This window comes from Arthrobacter sp. IK3 (assembly GCF_051337705.1).
GTDB classification, from domain to species: Bacteria; Actinomycetota; Actinomycetes; order Actinomycetales; family Micrococcaceae; genus Arthrobacter_B; species Arthrobacter_B koreensis.
The window spans coordinates 55002-71552 of record NZ_JBPPSW010000011.1 but is presented as its reverse complement, the minus strand read 5'-3'; the positions used below and the strand labels follow the sequence as shown (position 1 = coordinate 71552).

11 protein-coding genes are annotated in these 16551 nt (G+C 68.0%); 5 read left to right on the top strand and 6 right to left on the bottom strand.

Features of this window, described 5'->3' with window-relative positions:
* Nucleotides 1-4 precede the first annotated feature (4 nt).
* Nucleotides 5-1576, top strand: a complete 1572-nt coding sequence (locus ACSLGO_RS14695; RefSeq protein ID WP_436401383.1) for a lipoprotein intramolecular transacylase Lit — start codon at nt 5-7, stop codon at nt 1574-1576.
* An 80-nt stretch (nt 1577-1656) separates the two neighbouring features.
* Here ACSLGO_RS14695 and ACSLGO_RS14690 read toward each other — a convergent pair whose 3' ends face one another.
* Together ACSLGO_RS14690 and ACSLGO_RS14685 are read right to left on the bottom strand one after the other, a co-directional pair.
* Entirely contained in the window at nt 1657-3471 is a 1815-nt protein-coding gene (locus tag ACSLGO_RS14690; protein ID WP_436401382.1) for an AMP-dependent synthetase/ligase, read from the bottom strand.
* 38 nt (nt 3472-3509) lie between these two features.
* Complete coding sequence (locus ACSLGO_RS14685) at nt 3510-5132, bottom strand: dolichyl-phosphate-mannose--protein mannosyltransferase (protein WP_436401381.1); 1623 nt, start codon at nt 5130-5132, stop codon at nt 3510-3512.
* A gap of 118 nt (nt 5133-5250) precedes the next feature.
* Here ACSLGO_RS14685 and rsmI point away from each other — a divergent pair, with 118 nt between their 5' ends.
* Together rsmI and ACSLGO_RS14675 are read left to right on the top strand one after the other, a co-directional pair.
* Nucleotides 5251-6084, top strand: a complete 834-nt coding sequence (rsmI, locus tag ACSLGO_RS14680; RefSeq protein WP_436401406.1) for a 16S rRNA (cytidine(1402)-2'-O)-methyltransferase — start codon at nt 5251-5253, stop codon at nt 6082-6084.
* Nucleotides 6085-6226: 142 nt separating this feature from the next.
* Nucleotides 6227-7705: an NAD-dependent succinate-semialdehyde dehydrogenase gene (locus ACSLGO_RS14675; RefSeq protein WP_091606695.1), complete on the top strand. Its 1479-nt coding sequence runs from the start codon at nt 6227-6229 to the stop codon at nt 7703-7705.
* A 66-nt stretch (nt 7706-7771) separates the two neighbouring features.
* Here the strand turns inward: ACSLGO_RS14675 and ACSLGO_RS14670 are convergent, their stop codons facing one another.
* The 3 genes from ACSLGO_RS14670 to ACSLGO_RS14660 are packed head-to-tail and all read right to left on the bottom strand — an operon-like array spanning nt 7772 to nt 12696.
* Nucleotides 7772-10174 carry a transglutaminaseTgpA domain-containing protein gene (locus ACSLGO_RS14670; protein WP_436401380.1) on the bottom strand — a complete coding sequence of 801 codons (2403 nt, stop codon included), beginning with the start codon at nt 10172-10174 and terminating at the stop codon, nt 7772-7774.
* On the bottom strand, nt 10171-11601 hold the full coding sequence (locus tag ACSLGO_RS14665; RefSeq protein ID WP_436401379.1) for a DUF58 domain-containing protein: 1431 nt from the start codon (nt 11599-11601) through the stop codon (nt 10171-10173). Before ACSLGO_RS14665 ends, ACSLGO_RS14670 begins: the two co-directional genes overlap by 4 nt.
* Before the next feature lie 39 nt (nt 11602-11640).
* Entirely contained in the window at nt 11641-12696 is a 1056-nt protein-coding gene (locus ACSLGO_RS14660) for an AAA family ATPase (protein ID WP_263128584.1), read from the bottom strand.
* Between the two features lie 182 nt (nt 12697-12878).
* Here ACSLGO_RS14660 and ACSLGO_RS14655 point away from each other — a divergent pair, with 182 nt between their 5' ends.
* Complete coding sequence (locus tag ACSLGO_RS14655) at nt 12879-13796, top strand: TatD family hydrolase (RefSeq protein WP_325787587.1); 918 nt, start codon at nt 12879-12881, stop codon at nt 13794-13796.
* A gap of 258 nt (nt 13797-14054) precedes the next feature.
* Nucleotides 14055-15191, top strand: a complete 1137-nt coding sequence (locus ACSLGO_RS14650) for a ubiquitin-like domain-containing protein (RefSeq protein WP_436401378.1) — start codon at nt 14055-14057, stop codon at nt 15189-15191.
* 72 nt (nt 15192-15263) lie between these two features.
* Here ACSLGO_RS14650 and ACSLGO_RS14645 read toward each other — a convergent pair whose 3' ends face one another.
* Nucleotides 15264-16499 carry a helix-turn-helix domain-containing protein gene (locus ACSLGO_RS14645; protein WP_436401377.1) on the bottom strand — a complete coding sequence of 412 codons (1236 nt, stop codon included), beginning with the start codon at nt 16497-16499 and terminating at the stop codon, nt 15264-15266.
* Between the last annotated feature and the right edge of the window lie 52 nt (nt 16500-16551).

Genomic DNA, 16551 nt, shown 5'->3' with positions numbered 1-16551 from the left:
TGGGATGAGAGACGAAGCAGTGGCAAGCCAGGACCAAGACCCCACTACGGAAGGCGTCCCCTCAGGCAAGACGCCGGACGGGCACGGCGAGAACCCGTCCGACGCAAGCGAGACCATAGTCAGCGGAACCCACGCGGCCGCTACGGGCAAGGCCCGGGACAACGCTGCTCCGGCTGAACACGATGCCTGGGATGCGGAGTTCGCCGGGCTGGCCGGAACGGGGCCCGACGCCGGAACCGCCCATGAGCGCAAGGAGGCTTCCGCTGGAACGGCTTCCGAGACCGGAGACGCCCCCGCGCCTGTGGCGGATGCGCCGTCCGCTGACGTTAACGAAACCTCCCGTTCCGGCGCTGCGGCTCCGGACGATGCGGGCGGCGCGGCAGCACCTGCGCGGACCCGTGAGGAAGTGCCGGGAGGACACCCGTCCCTGGCCCAGCGGAGCACACTGCCCATGCGCGCTGCCAGCACGATGCCCGACCTGAGCCGGTACGGCTCCGACGACTCCGCCGGAAATGACGTCTCCGCTGGAACAGGAGACTCCACCGGAACTGGAGACTCCACCGGAACAAAGGGCACGGCCGCCACGGACGAGACTGCTTCAGCAGTTACCGGCACTGCGGACAAACAGGCATCCGGGCAGGATCCAGCGGTGTCCGAACCGCATCCCACTACCGCCGAAGGCGGTCCGTGGTACGGGCCGCCGGGCACGGGAGAGCGGCAGGTGTCCGGCGAGGACAGCGCCGCGAACGCTGCCGTGCCGGAAACCGCAGCCATGCCGGCCGCCGATCCCGCCGTCCCGGCAGAGGAAGCTGAGCGGCGGAACGCGGAGCGGGAACGCGCCGCCAGCGCCAAGCCCGTCCTCGGCCGGGTCATCCAGGTTGCCATCGCGGTGTTCTTCCCCGTCATGCTGCTGGCCGCCGCGATCCGCGCGGTGGCAACGCCGCTGTTCCTGTGGATCGAGTACAACCGGCCCGGCTTCCCGGCGGACAGCTTCGGTTTCAGCACAGATGACCGCATGACCTACGGTTCCTACGCCGTGGACTACCTGCTGAACTTTGCTTCTCCGCGGTATCTGGGAGACCTGGTGACGCCGGACGGCGATTCCCTGTACCTGGCCACCGAGGTGTCGCACATGGCCGACGTCAAGATGGTCCTAAGCCTCGCATTCGTAACGGCGCTGGGCATGGCACTGCTCAGCATCGCCGGCGGGATCTACCTCGCCCGGCGCTGCCCGGGCGGGATCCGGCGCGCGCTGTTTGCCGGTGCCGTAGCAACCCTGGCACTTATTGCCGGACTGCTGGTAGCCGCCGTCCTGGCCTGGGAAGAGTTCTTCACCATGGTGCACACCATCTTCTTCGCCCAGGGCAATTGGACGTTCCGCCTTGACGACACCCTGATCCGCCTGTTCCCCGCCCAGTTCTGGATGGACGCCGGCGGAGCCATTGCGGCCATCGTCCTGATCGTCTGCGTGCTGGTCATGGTGTTCACCTGGCCAACGAAGAAGCGCCGCGAACGCTCCCGCCTCGCCCGCGAGGAGAGCCGCCGCCGCTACCTCGAGTCGCTCGAAGCGCTCTAGCCGAGCAGGCTGAAGAAGACACAAGCCGGGGCCCGTGAATCGGGCCCCGGCTTGTGTCTTGTCCGGCAGATGCGGCAGGACTAGTTCGCGTACAGCTTCTCCACCTCAGCGGTGAAGTCCGCGATCACGGCCTGGCGGCGGAGCTTCAGCGTCGCCGTCACATGGCCGCCGTCCAGGGAAAAGTCCTTCGGGAGCACCGTGAACCGGCGGATCTGCTCGGCCCGGGACACTGAGGCGTTCGCAGCATCCACTGCTTCCTGCACCTGGGCGAGGACCCGGGGATGCTCAGGAAGCGTCTGACTGCCCGCGTCGATGCCGTTCTCGCGGGCCCACGCAGCCAATGCCTCGTCGTCGAGCGTTACCAGGGCACCCACGAAGGGGCGGCCTTCGCCGACCACCACCACCTGGGAGACCAGGCGGTGTTCCCGGACCTTTTCCTCCAGCGGACCCGGGGCGACGTTCTTACCGCCGGCGGTGACCAGCAGGTCCTTCTTGCGGCCGGTGATCCGCAGGAAACCGTCCTCATCCAGCGCTCCGAGATCGCCGGTATGGAACCATTCGCCGGTGAACGCTTCCGCCGTTGCCTCGGGGTTGCGGTGGTAGCCGGAGAAGACACCGACACCGCTCACCAGCACCTCGCCGTCCTCGGCAATCCGGATGGAGTTGCCCGGCATCGGCAGCCCGACCGATCCCACCCGGGTGAGCGGAATGGTGTTCACCGACGCCGGAGCGGTGGTTTCCGTGAGACCGTAGCCTTCCTGGACCGCAATTCCGGCGCCCCGGAAGAAATGTGCGAGCTGCGGGCTCAGCGGACTCGCGCCGGAGATGGCAATGTCCATCTCGCCGCCAAACGCGGCCCGGACCTTCGGATACAGCAGCCGGTCGAAGGCAGCATGGCGCAGCCGCAGTGCCAGGGACGGGCCGGACCCGCCGCGAGCCTCGCTGTCCCGCGCTTCAGAGTAGGCGACGGCGGTGGAGGCAGCGGCGTCGAACAGCTTGCCTTTGCCGGCGGCAGCAGCCTTCTCCTCGGCACCGGCGTAGATCTTCTCGAAAATCCGGGGCACGGCCAGGAGGAAGGTGGGACGGAACGTCCGCAGGTCCTCAACCAGGACAGCGGCGCTGGAACTATGGCCCACCGTGACCCCGGCGGCCAGGCAGCCAACCTGCACAGCGCGGGCCAGGACATGGGCCAGTGGCAGGAACATCAGTGTCCTGGCGCCCGGGCGCTTCAGCATCTCGGGGAGGAGCTCAATCACGTTCACGGCGAACAGGGCAAAATTGCCGTGGCTGATAGTGCATCCCTTGGGCCGTCCCGTGGTTCCGGAGGTGTACACCAGGGACGCCGCATCGGAGAGCGCCGCGGAGGAACGGGCGGACTCAAGTTCCTCGTCCGCCACCTCCGTTCCGGAGGCGGCGAGCGCGGCCAGCGTGTCCGGCCCCTCGCTGCCACTCAGTTTCCAGATCCGGACCGGGGATTCGGCCGCAGCAGCCCCGGCTTCGATGACCCTGGCCTTGGCGTCGTCACCGGCGAAGACGAGCCGCGCACCGGAATCGGTGAGGATCCACTGGACCTGGCTGGGGGAGGAGGTCTCATAAATAGGAACAGTGACCGCGCCGGCAAACCAGATGGCAAGGTCTACGACGGTCCATTCGTACCGCGTTCCGGACATGACAGCGACCGTATCGCCTGGACGGACCCCCTGCGCCAACAGGCCCTTGGCTGCCGCCCGGACCTCGGCAAGGAACCCGGCGGCACTCACATCCGTCCAGCCGGTACCAGTCCGGCGTGAGTACAGGGGCTTCTCAGGAGACCGTTCTGCGGTAGCCAGCAGGAGATCGGTGATGTTGGAGTCTTCCGGGAGTTCCACGAACAATCCGGTGGAGGATTCGCGCACGGGACCTCCCTTTCTGTGCGAGTTCATAGCGTTGAGACCTAGATCCAGCTCGGCATCCAGATGCGGAGCCGCCAATCAGAGTAGGGAATGATTTCAGCCGTCCAGACCGGATAGAAGAAGGCGGAGACCAGGACAACAGCGATCAGGAAGCACGCTGTGACGGTTGCTCCGCGGCGTCTGCGCAACGGCGGATCTGCTGCCCGCCCCAGGACGAGTCCCAGTACGTAGGTCAAGGCCAGCACCAGGAACGGCACAAAGGAGACGGCATAGAAGTAGAACATGGTCCGGTCCGGAAAAGCGAACCAGGGCAGGTAGCCGGCGGCGATGCCGGAGAGCACTGCTCCGGCCCGCCAGTCCCGGCGTCCGAGCCAGAAGGCGAGGACGGCGACCAGGCTCAGCAGTGCAGCCCACCAGATCAGCGGGTTGCCCACGGATGTGATGGCGGAGGTGCATGAATCCGCCCCGCATGCTGCCTGCTGCGGATCCAGGCTCTCGTAGAAGAACGAGGTGGGGCGGCCCAGGAAAAGCCAGGTCCAGGCGCTGGCTTCATAGGAATGCTCAGAGGACAGGCCGTTATGGAAGCTGTAGGCACTTCGGTGGTATTCGGCGAGGGACCGCAGTGGACCGGGAACCCATTCGAGTCCCGCAGGGGCGGGATTGGTCTGTGCCCACTGGCGCCCGTACGCCCCGTTGGAGAGGAACCAGCCGGTCCATGTGGCCAGGTATGTAACGGCCGCTGCCGGAATGATGGTGAGGAAAGCCGGAATGCCGTCCTTGAGCAGGCCCGCCGGCCAGGCGCGGATTCCTGCCACCCGCCGTGCGCTGACATCCCACAGGACGGTCATGATGCCGAAGACGGCAACGAAGGCCAGTGCCGACCACTTGGTGCCCACGGCCAGGCCAAGGCACACGGCGGCCGCAAGCCGCCACGGACGCCACAGTACCCATGGCCCGGTCTGTAGGGCAGCGGGATCCGGCAGGCTTCCCGCGGGCCGGTGCAGCTTCCGTGCCAGCCGCCGCCGTCCGTCGTCGCGGTCCAGCAGCAGCGCGCCAAAGGCCGCAACAATCCAGAAGGTGAGGAAGATATCCAGCAGTGAGGTCCGGGACAGGACCAGGTGATGTCCGTCGACGGCCAGCAGCAGGCCCGCAACTCCGCCCAGGAGGGGAGACCTGAACAGGCGCCACGCGATCAGTGCCAGGAGCAGCACGGTCAGTGTGCCGGCTGCGGCGGCGGAGAAGCGCCAGCCGAAGCTTGAACCGGGCCCGAACAGTGCCATGCCGGAGGCAATCATCCATTTGCCCACCGGCGGGTGGACCACATACTCCGCGCCCTCCAGCAGGCCATCCGGCTGGCCGGCTGCGAAAGAATCGTTGGCATCTTCCGGCCAGGCGCGTTCGTAGCCGGAGACAAGATAGGAGTAGGCGTCCTTGACGTAATACGTTTCGTCGAAGACCAGGGACCCGGGCTCATCCAGCCGGATGAAGCGAAGCAGTCCGGCAAGAACTGCGGTAACCAGGGCAGCCGCCCATGCCCAGGAGCGGTAGGGAAGCGCGGCTCCCAGCAGCCTCTGGCGCAGCGACTGCTCCGTAAAGGCCCGCTCCGCCGGCTGCACCAGGGGTGCGGTGTCCCGGGCCGGGGCGGTGGGCAGGGGCAGGGTCACGGGCTCAACTCTATAGCCTGTCGCGTAGGGTTGAAGGGTGAACTCCAGCAGCAGCGAGACCCAGCAGCCCAAGAGCGTTGAACGCGCAGAGAAGCGTGAGGCCGCAGGCGCCGGCCAGATCGTGCTGGCAGCCACGCCCATCGGAAATATGGGCGACGCGACGGTCCGCCTGATCGACCTGCTGCAGCACGCTGACGTCATTGCGGCAGAGGATACCCGCCGGCTGCACCGCCTGGTCAGCGCCCTGGATATCAGCACCAGCGGCCGCATCATGAGCTACCACGAGCACAACGAGCAGTCGCGAACCCCCGAACTGCTCGAACTGGTGCGCGGCGGAGCCACCCTGCTGATGGTGACCGACGCCGGCATGCCTTCGGTCTCCGACCCCGGGTACCGGCTCGTGGAAGCCGCCGCGGCGGAAGGAATTGCCGTTACCGCGGCGCCCGGGCCGTCTGCTGTCCTGACCGCACTGGCGCTCTCCGGCCTGCCCACCGACAGGTTCTGCTTCGAGGGTTTCCTTCCGCGGAAGCCCGGTGAGCGTGCTGCCCGGCTCTCCGAGCTGGCCCGCGAGGAACGCACCATGGTTTTTTTCGAAGCTCCGCACCGCCTCGAGCCCATGCTGCGGGCACTGGACACAGCATTCGGTCCCGAACGTCCCGCCGCAGTGGCCCGGGAACTGACGAAGCTGCATGAGCAGGTACTGCGCGGTCCGCTGCGTCAGCTTTTGGAGTGGGCTGAGTCCAGCGAAGTCCGCGGCGAGATTGCCGTCGTCGTCGGGGGAGCGCCCGACGCCGAGCCGGAGGCACCGGAAGACCACGTGGGGGCCGTGAATGACCTGATCGCCCAGGGATCCCGGTTGAAGGACGCCGTTGCCACCGTGGCCTCCGACGCCCGGATCAGCAAGCGCGAACTCTACTCGGCGGTGCTGGCGGCGCGGGGAACCAGCTCCTAACTCTCCTCTGGCCAACTGCACAGGGTCGCTGGAATTTCCTTGTGCAGGGGTGCATTTACACTGGTCGGCGGCGGGCTCTACGGTGAAAACAGCACCGGGCAGATTGTGATCCGGAAAACCCGCATACTTTGGAGGCTCACTCATGGCTGTAACCGCTGAACGCGAGGCCGCACTGCTGGCCCAGGTTCCCACCGGCCTGCTGATTGACGGAGAGTGGCGCGAAGCCACCGGCGGAAAGACCTTCGAAGTCGAGGACCCGGCAACCGGAAAGGTGCTGCTGAACATCGCAGATGCGAGCACCGAAGACGGCGCCGCAGCCATGGACGCAGCCGCAGCCGCGCAGGAATCCTGGGCCGCAACCGCTCCCCGGGTCCGCGGCGAAATCCTTCGCCGCGCCTTTGAACTCGTTACTGCCCGCGCGGAGGACTTCGCGCTGCTCATGACGCTCGAAATGGGCAAGCCCCTGGCCGAAGCACGCGGTGAAGTTGCCTACGGCGCCGAGTTCCTGCGCTGGTTCTCCGAAGAGGCAGTCCGCGTCACCGGCCGCTACGGCACCGCACCGGACGGCAAGTCCCGCATCATGGTCACCAAGAAGCCGGTTGGGCCCTGCCTGCTGATCACGCCGTGGAACTTCCCGCTGGCGATGGCCACCCGCAAGATCGCTCCTGCGGTTGCTGCCGGCTGCACCATGGTGCTCAAGCCTGCCAAGCTCACCCCGCTGACCTCCCAGCTGTTCGCCGCCGTGATGATGGAAGCCGGCCTGCCCGCCGGCGTCCTGAACGTGGTCTCCACCACGAAGGCCGGGGAAGTTACCGGTCCGATCATGAAGGATGACCGGCTCCGCAAGGTGTCCTTCACCGGCTCCACCCCGGTGGGCCAGGGCCTGATCCGCGATGCCGCGGACAAGGTGCTGCGCACCTCCATGGAACTGGGCGGCAACGCGCCGTTCGTGGTGTTCGAGGATGCCGATATCGACAAGGCAGTTGAAGGCGCCATGGCGGCCAAGCTGCGGAACATGGGCGAAGCCTGCACCGCCGCCAACCGGTTCATTGTGCACGAGGACATTGCCGACGAGTTCTCCGAGAAGTTCGCGGCCAAGGTCGGCGCCATGACCACCGCCCGCGGAACCGAGGACGAGTCCAAGGTTGGCCCGCTGATCGATGCAAAGTCCCGCGACAAGGTCCACTCCCTGGTGGAAGACGCGATCGACGGCGGCGCCACTGCGGTAGTCGGCGGTGCGCCCGTGGACGGACCGGGCTACTTCTACGCACCAACCGTGCTGAAGAACGTTCCCGCCGGCGCCCGGATCCTGCAGGAGGAGATCTTCGGCCCGGTGGCTCCGGTGATCACCTTCTCCACCGAAGCCGAAGCCGTGAAGCTGGCCAACGCCTCCGAGTACGGCCTGATCGCCTACGTCTTCACCGAGGACCTGAACCGCGGCCTGCGGATCGGCGAGAAGCTGGAGACCGGCATGCTCGGCCTCAACGCCGGCGTCGTGTCCAACGCCGCCGCCCCCTTCGGCGGCGTCAAGCAGTCCGGCCTGGGCCGCGAAGGCGGCGACGAAGGCATTGAGGAATACCTGTACACGCAGTACATCGGAATCGCTGACCCCACGGCATAGTTCCCGGCCGCTGAGCGGCGTTCGCAGGCCCCGCACCGGAGAACCCCCGGTGCGGGGCCTGCGGCGTTAACGCCGGGAAGACGGTTTCGCCGGTTCCCGGGACGCGGCCGGCGTGGGCCCGGTGCGTTGGGCCGGAAACAACGACGCCGGAACGAAGGCAGCCCGGAGCCGCGCCGGAACGGTCACGGACGCGCGCAGCGCGGTGCGAAGGGTCTCCACGTCCTGCCAGTCCGCGGGCGGCTTCCCGGCGGGGCCAGGCCCCGCCGGGTCGGCGTAGGCCTCGGCTTCGTAAGCGGCGCGCAGCCGGGCCAGCGCGTTCGCCGCCGGCTGCGGCAGCCCCGCCTGCGAGCTAAGGCGCTCCGCGTAGGACCGCGGACTGTCAGCGGTCCGGGCACGGTAGCCGAAATCCTGTGCCAGGTCCGTGGCCTCGGACCAGGCCGGAGCCGCACGGCCTGACCCGGCATGTTCGCTCCTGCGCAGCCCGGTCCTTCTCCGGCGCAGGGCCCACGGCGTGAGTACCGCTGCCCCGGCCACCAACAGGCCTATTCCAACGCCGGCCCACGGAGCCGCGGCAGTTTCCCCCGGCTCGAGGGGCTGGGACTGGGCATCGGGCTCGGGAGCGGCCGAGGGAAGCACCGGCGGTGCCGGGTTCCGCATATCCCGCGGATCGGCGTCGGCCTGCGCGGCGGACGCGGCGTTCTGCTGCCGCTGGACGGCGTAGGAGGGCACGACGCCGCGGGACGGCGTGGGCTCGAAACGCACCCATCCGGCACCTTCGAAGTAGAGTTCGGGCCAGGCATGCGCATCGCGCGCGTCAACCGCATACTCATCCAGCTCCGTGCCGTCCGGACCGGGGAGGGTATTGCCCGTCGCCCGTCCGGGAGCGTAGCCCAGGCCCATCCGGCTGGGGATGCCAACCTCGCGGGCCATGACGGCCATGGCGGAGGCGAAATGGATGCAGTAGCCGGACTTCTGTTCGAGGAACCTGGACAGCACGCCAATACCGTTGCCGTCATAACCGCCCTCGACGGGGGCCTCGAGCGAGTAGTCGAACTGCGGACCACGGAGGTAGGACTGAAGGGCCAGCGCCTGGGCATAGGGGCCGTCGGCGCCCGCCACTGCTTCCCGGGCCGTGTCCCGGATGATTTGCGGGAGGTCGCCCGGGAGGTCCGTGAACCTGGGTTCCACCGCATCCGCGGGAGCAGCCCGGAGCCCGGAGAGGGCCTCGCTGGTCACCACGGGAGACTCACTGACGACTTCATAACCGGAACGCGGTTCCGAACTGCCGCTGCCGGACAGGATGGTCATGGTGGTGGGATCCCAGGTCCAGGCGCCGTCCAGCCCGGACACGGAGGATGGCGCGTAGGGAGCCAGCAGCCAGGGGCTGGCGTAACTCGGAGAGCTGATCAGGGTGCGCACGGTCTCCGTGGGGATGGCGGGATCCGCGGAACCTGCCGGGGCCATTTCTCCTGCCAGCGACTTCCGCTCGTTTTCCCGGGTATCCGGAGCCCAGCGGGTGCCGGAGAAGTCTTCCAGGGTGGTTGAACGGAGGTAGACCGGCCGGGTTGAGTCCGTGGCGTAGGTGATCCGTCCGGTTGCGGTTGGCTGGCGCAGGTCATTGCCCAGGGACACCACGGGGTTCAGTCCGGTGGAACCGTTCAGGAAGTTGAACCGTGCGCCCTGGGGAAAGGCGCCTGCATTGAAACCCGGAATGGCGAGGGAAACCAGCAGGGCTGCCACCACGGCCGCCGCACCGATTCCTGCGGCACCTGCGGCCTGGGCGCCGCTGGGGCGGGCCGGGACGTCCGGTGCCGCATGCGCCGCAGACCGTTCTCGCCGCTCCTGCCAGGTTCCGGCAGCCAGGATCAGGAGGTATCCGGCCGCTGCCGCCGTGAAGCCTGCCACTCCCACGCTCTGCGGCTTGATGATCGCGGGAACCAGCAGGACGGTGAACAGGCCAAATCCGCTGGCTGCGGGCATCCGAAGGGTGACTGCCAGCGTATCCACCAGGACGGCGATCAGTCCCACCGCAAGACAGGCAACGAACACCACGCCGGCGTCCGGGTTGACGGGGATGACCTGGGTGATCACCGTGGTTTGGGCGGCCGAGAGCAGTGCCTGTGCCCGGCCGAGCGTGGCACCCGTGGGAAGGATCCCCAGGAACGCGGCGTCAGCTGAGAACATCACCGTGAGGATGAGGGCCAGTGCAGCCATCCCTGCTGCCGGTACCAGCGCAGTGGGCAGCCTGAACCACCGGGCGAGCGCCGTTCCTGCTGCGACCGCGGCGAGCGCAGTCCCAAGCGGCCACACCCAGGCGAACCCGTCGAGCACCCCGTGGATACTCAGCGCGCACAGCAGCACGGCCGCAGCGCAAACCGCTCCGCCCACCCACTGGGCATCTCCCGTCCGGCGCCGGCGCGGGCGTGGCTCCGACTGCCGGGGCTCCGGCGGAGCGAGCGTCGCCGTCATGGCCTAAGCCCCTGCTGCGCGAGTGCTGCCGCGTGTTCCGCTGCACCGGACCACGCGGCGGCCACCGGCTGGGAGGGCGCTGCGGCTTCGGCAGTCCAGCCCGCTGACCGGAGGAGCGCCAGCTGCGCTGTGGCGGCTGCCGGCCGTTCGGTAACCAGCAGGACAAGGGCGGACGGCACCGCGTCTGCGGCCGGTGCGAGCCTGCGGGCATCTTCTTCGCTGAGCGCGCCGGTGATGACCACAAGCGGTCCCCGATGGCGGGCGTCCAGCAGGGCTTCGAGCAGGGCGTCGCCGAAGGGCTGGTGCTGTCCGGGGTGTGTGCTCCGATCCGGGCGCGGGCTGGCGCCGGATGGAGCCGGCCTGCCGGGCCTGCGGAGGGTTCGCCGTGTACGGGAACCGTGCCGGGGGCGGGGCCCGGATGCTGCCGCTGCCTCTTCCAGCCCGAGGGCGGCCAGCCCCTCGCCGAGGTCTCCGGCAGCGGCCGCTCCGCTGAAGACCGCTGCCCGCGGATCGGCGCTGGAGGGTGAACGCTGCAGGCCGGGACGGGCCTGGGCGTCCAGGAGCCGCACGGCGAACCCGCGCTCCAAAAGATCAGCGCCGATGGACATGACGGCAGCGACCGCCCATTCGAACGATTCTGAGCTGGCAGGAGCGGCGTCGTCTGCGGTTTCGGCCCAAAAGGGTGAAAGAAATCCCTGATCATAACTGGATTCCCGCTGGTCCAGCACGAGGGTTGCGCGGGGCGTTGCCACCGTTTCCTCCTGGCGGACCATCAGCTCGCCGTGGCGGGCCGTGGCGGACCAATGCACCCTGCGCATCGGATCTCCGTGCCGGTATTCGCGGGTTGTCACATCATCCTGGCTGGGGACTCCCTGGACCCTCGTGGCAACCGATCCGTCGCCGCCGCGCAGTCCGTCCAGCACCGCGGCAGGGAGTTCCACCGGCACTGGCTTCACAATGAGGTCATCCGTGCCGCCAATGGTGTGCCGTGCCAGTGCGAGTCCGAAGGGATCCAGGAAACCTGCGCTGACCGGGCCAATGCGGTAGAGGCCCCGCCGGGAGGAGACCAGCCGGTACTCGTACCGGCTGGCCAGGCCGTCCGCCCGCGCGGCAGGGAACAGGAACTCGGGGCTGGTGCCGAAACGGGCCGGCAGTTCCTCCGTCATGCGGGCCGTTCCGCCGAAGGGTTTCACCGGCCGCACCGTTAGTCCCACGCTTACCGGTATCCCGGTCTCTGCGGTGGACGGACGAAAGGACCGCTGCACGCTGAACTGCGGCTTCAGCAGCCGAAGTGCCAGTGCAGAGGCCAGCGGCGTCAGGATCAGAAACACTCCCAGCAGCAGCAGGTCACGCCGGCCCAATACCTGCGCGCCGAGCAGCGACACGACTCCGGCTGCTACCAGTCCCCAGCCGCGTCCGGTGAGCATGGGCCTGCTGGCTACGGGCTGTCCGGGTTTCCTCACCGGCTACGGCCGCGTCATTCCGGCCCGGGCACCCGGAGGCCGCGGAACGGGCACCTTGGAGAGAACAGCCGCCAACAGCGAGGCAGGGGTTTCACCGGCGCCCAGCGCCTGCCGCTCGAGGATCAGCCGGTGCGGCAGCACCGATCCGGCCAGGCGCGCGACGTCGTCGGGCAGGACGAAGTCCCGGCCCTCCAGCGCGGCACGGGCCTTGGAGGCGCGGAGCAGCTGCAGCAGCGCCCGGGGGCTGGCACCGAGCCGGATGAACGGGTGCTCACGCGTCGCCGCTCCGATGGCTACGGTGTACTCCTTGACCGCAGCGGACACGTAGACGTCCCGCACCTTAGCCGTCATGGCAGCGATGTCCCGCACTGAAGCCACCGGAACTATCGACTCCAGGGGAGAGACGGACTGGTGGGTTTCGAGCATTTCGATCTCTGAGGCGGTGTCCGGGTAGCCCAGGGAAATACGTGCCATGAACCGGTCCCGCTGGGCCTCCGGAAGTGCGTAGGTCCCTTCCATCTCCAGGGGATTCTGGGTGGCGACCACCATAAAGGGCTCCGCGAGCCGGTAAGTGCCGCCGTCGACCGTGACCTGCCGTTCCTCCATGCACTCCAGGAGGGCGGACTGCGTCTTGGCCGAGGCGCGGTTGATCTCGTCGCCGATCACGATGTTGGCGAAGACCGGGCCCTGCCTGAATTCGAACCGGTGGGCGTCCTGGTTGTAGATCGACACCCCCGTCACATCCGAGGGGAGAAGGTCCGGGGTGAACTGGATGCGCGTTACTGAACAGTCCACAGCACGCGCGAGGGTCTTGGCCAGCATGGTCTTCCCGACACCCGGTACGTCCTCCAGCAGCACATGTCCCTCCGCCAGGAGGACCGTGAGCACCAGGCGGGCTGCCTCGTCCTTGCCGTCAATCACCGTGTTGATTGCATCGAGGATCCGCGTGCTGACGGAAAGGAACGAATCCGCCTCCCCGGCCGCGCTCCCGGCGAACGGCGCCACGGCGCCCGGCGCATCGAATCCTGCGGTGGCAGCAGATGTGTTGCGGGTGTCCATGGATACCCTCCAGGGCTCGGCTCGTGGGCCGGGGAAGAGCCCAGTCCCGGCCGGCGGTTGAGTGCCCCATGGGCTGCCGGGCCTGCGGCGCGCGGGGCCGCACCGGCACCGCCAACACCGTTCCCGGCAGCCGCCGGGGCACTTAGTACGTACAGGGTACAAGCTCACTTAGGCTTAAAGACATGACTATCGACGGCGCATACGTTCCGGGTGAAATACCGCAGACCTACCTTGCCCGCGGACACAGCCAGCGAGAGGAAGGCCGCAGCGCCGAAAAGGCGTTCGCCCCCGCGCCGGAGCCGCTGCCCGTTCCGGTCATGGACAACCACACACACCTGGATTTCGGCGTTCCGGGTGCCCGGACGGCCTCCGCAGCGCTCGACGCCGCAGCCGCCGCGGGCGTGCAAGGTGCCGTCCAGGTGGGAACGGACCTCGAATCGTCCCGGGAAGCCGCCCGGCTTGCCGAAGAGGACCCGCGGCTCCTGGCGGCCGTTGCCATCCATCCCAACGATGCGCCGGAGCTTGCCCGGGACGGAACTCTGGACGCGGCCCTCGAAGAGATAGAAGCGCTCGCGGCCCGTCCCCGGGTTAGGGCGGTGGGGGAGACGGGGCTGGACTACTTCCGCACCGGCCCCGAAGGCGTGGATGCCCAGAAGTATTCATTCCGCCGGCACATCGGCATTGCGCGGCAGGCGGGGATTGCCGTACAGATCCACGACCGCGACGCGCATGAGGACGTTGTGCGCATCCTCGGGGAAGAACAGCTTCCGCCGGCCGTCGTTTTCCACTGCTTCTCCGGCGACGCTGGCCTGGCCCGCATTTGTAACGAACACGGGTGGTACATGTCCTTTGCCGGAACCGTGACCTTCCGCAACGCAGAAGGGATCCGGGACGCCCTGGCAGTGGCGGATCCGTCCTTGATACTGGTTGAAACCGACGCCCCGTTCCTCACCCCGCACCCCTTCCGCGGACGGAACAACGCAAGCTACATGGTTCCCTATACGGTGCGGGCCATGGCCGAAATCCGGGGTGCGGACCTGGCTGATTTCTGCTCCTCGATAGCAGCGAACACCACCGCCGTTTACGGGTCCTGGGACTAGCTGTCAATGCTTCGGGCCGAAACCGGAGTTTGCCCGGAGATCACGGTTCGGTTACGGTAGGGACCTATTAGCCGGGGTCGGGGAAGGCTTCCGGACTAATAACTACCGCCTTAGAGAACCATGCCCTGCCTCGGCAGCCGGTGTAGCCACGACGGCGATGGTCCCTGCCTGCGCGCGCCGGCACTCCGTGAGACCCGGAGCCCTGCCCGGCGTGCGCCCAAGTCCCCGTGCCCGGAAGCTCAAAAAGTTTGGAATTCCGTGGCAACTTCACTCATGAGGCGCGGGCTGAAGCTCGGAGGCCAGGCCGCCGTCATGGTGGCCCTCATCCTGGGACTCGTGGCCTTCGTCGGCACCAACAAGTCCGTCGTCCTGAACGTGGACGGTGAGACAAGCGACATCATGACCTTCGGCGGCACCGTTGAGGATGTCCTCGCGAAGGCCGACGTGCAGCTTGCAGCAGCAGACCGCGTGGTCCCCGCCCCGGATACCGAGGTCCGGGACGGCACCACGATTGAAGTGACCACGGCCAAGACGGTTAACGTCAACGTTGACGGCACCGGCCACACCGTCCAGACCACCGGCTCCACGGTGGCAGACCTGATTTCCGAACTGCGGGTCTCCGCGAAGTCTTCGGTCTCCGCCTCGCTGGACGCCTCCCTGGTCTCCGTTCGCGGACTCTCAATCTCCACTCCCAAGACCGTTACCCTGCTTGCAGACGGCAAGACCTCGCAGCTGGAGACCACCGCGTCGAGTGTCGAAGAACTCCTGGCTGAAGCCGGCGTGACCCTCGGAGCGTCGGACCGGATTTCAGTACCGACCCGGGCGGCGATTGCTGACGGCATGACGCTGAAGGTGACACGGGTGGCCGCAGACACCCAGGACACCGTGACAGAGCCAGTGCCGTTCGAAACCCGCACGGTGGATGACGCGGAGCTCTTCGAGGGCGAAAAGAAGGTCACCGAGCCCGGCGTGGCCGGCGAGCGCACCCGGATCTTCAACACCGTGGTGGTGGACGGCCGCGAAGTCAGCCGTGTCCTAGCCAGCGAAAGCGTTACGCGTGAACCGGTTGCCGAGACGGTCGCCGTCGGTACCAAGAAGCGTCCCGCAGCAGCAGCTGCGTCCAGTGCCGCATCCGGTTCGGCACCCGCCGGGGGTGCCTGGGCGGCGCTTGCCCAGTGCGAGTCCGGCGGCAACTGGCACATCAATACCGGCAACGGCTACTACGGCGGCCTGCAGTTCAGCACCCAAAGCTGGCTTGGTGCCGGCGGCGGCGCCTACGCCCCGGTGGCAAGCGAGGCTACCCCTGAGCAGCAGATTGCCGTCGCCGAAAACCTGCGTGCCAACGGTGGATGGGGCCACTGGCCCTCCTGCGCCAGCAAGCTGGGACTGCTCTAGCCCAGCCAGCACACAGATGGAAAAAGCCGGTCCCTGAGGCCGGCTTTTTCCATGCCTGGCGCAGATGCGGTGTCAGCGAGCCGGACCGGGATGCTCCGCCGGCGCATCCGCCAGGGTCCGAACGTGTCCCGAACGGTCAGGTGCGCCGGCCAGGCGGAACAACGACTCGCTTTCCTCCAGGTGACGCCTGGCGGCCTCTGCCTGGCCCAGGCGCCCGAGGCTGAGGCCGAGCTGGAGGGCCACTTCTGCTGCCGTTTGGGGAGAGAGCAGGCCCCGCGCGTCCCAGACTTCCGAAAGCAGGTCCACGGCACGTGCGTAGTTGCCGTTCAGATGCTGCCAGCGCCCGTGGGCGTGGATGATGTCCAGCGCATCACCGGGGGACGCGCCGACGACGGCGAGGGCGGCTTCCGCCCTGCGGATACAGGTGAACGTCTGCTCATCGTGCAGTCCGGAGGCAAGTCGCATGCTCGCCGAGGCCTTGTTGAACGAAGCCCACAGCCCGACGTCGAGCCGAGGGCTGAGCAGCGCTGCCGCACGCTGGTGGTATCGGACACCCGCGGCGGCATCCCCGCGCCGGAAGGCCACGTTTCCCACGGCCCAGAAGGCCTTGCCGGCCAGCAGCGTGTCCGGCACTGCCTCCGCCAGCGGAAGCAGCATGACCCGGCAGTACTCCCAGGCCTGGGAAACCCTGCCGCTCTCGGTCAGCGCTGCGGCCAGGCTTAGGCAGGCGGCAAGGCTCACCTCTGCCGGCACAGGTCCCTCCTGCGCCGAATCGACCGCCTCCCGGCCGTGACGGACCGCTGCGGGCAGCCGGCCCGCCCCCTGGCAAGCCCGGGCGAGCAGCTCCAGGGCCCTGGCCCTCAACTCCGCGCGGCCGCGGGCCTGCGGATGCCGTGCGAGCGCAGAAGCCTGCCGGATGCAGAAGCGGTAGTGGCCGAGCTTCAACCGCGCGTTTCCTGCCAGCAGGGACAGCTCGAACCAGTCTTCGCCGTCGCCCTCCGCCCGAGCCGCGGCCGCAGCAGCCACCGCGGTCTCAAGGCACTCAAAGTAGCTCCTCTCATCCCAGGCCTGGCTCGCGCAGAGGCCCAGGTAGAGGGCGCCGTTCGGACCGCCCGGGCGGGGCGGGCACCCCGGCGCAGACGCGAGCCGGGCTGCGAGGTGGCTGAGCATCTGCTGTCCCGGCTCCCGCCTCCCGTTTTCCAGCAGTGAGACCTCCCGCTCAGCCAGCCCGGGTTCCCCGAGGTCCCGGCGGCTGAGCAGCCTCTCCTGCCGGTTTGTTCGAAGCCTTTTCCCAAAGGTTTTGCCCATGACCGTTACCGCCGTTCTCCCGGTGCGCCAGACTTGGATCAGCCGCGGTAAG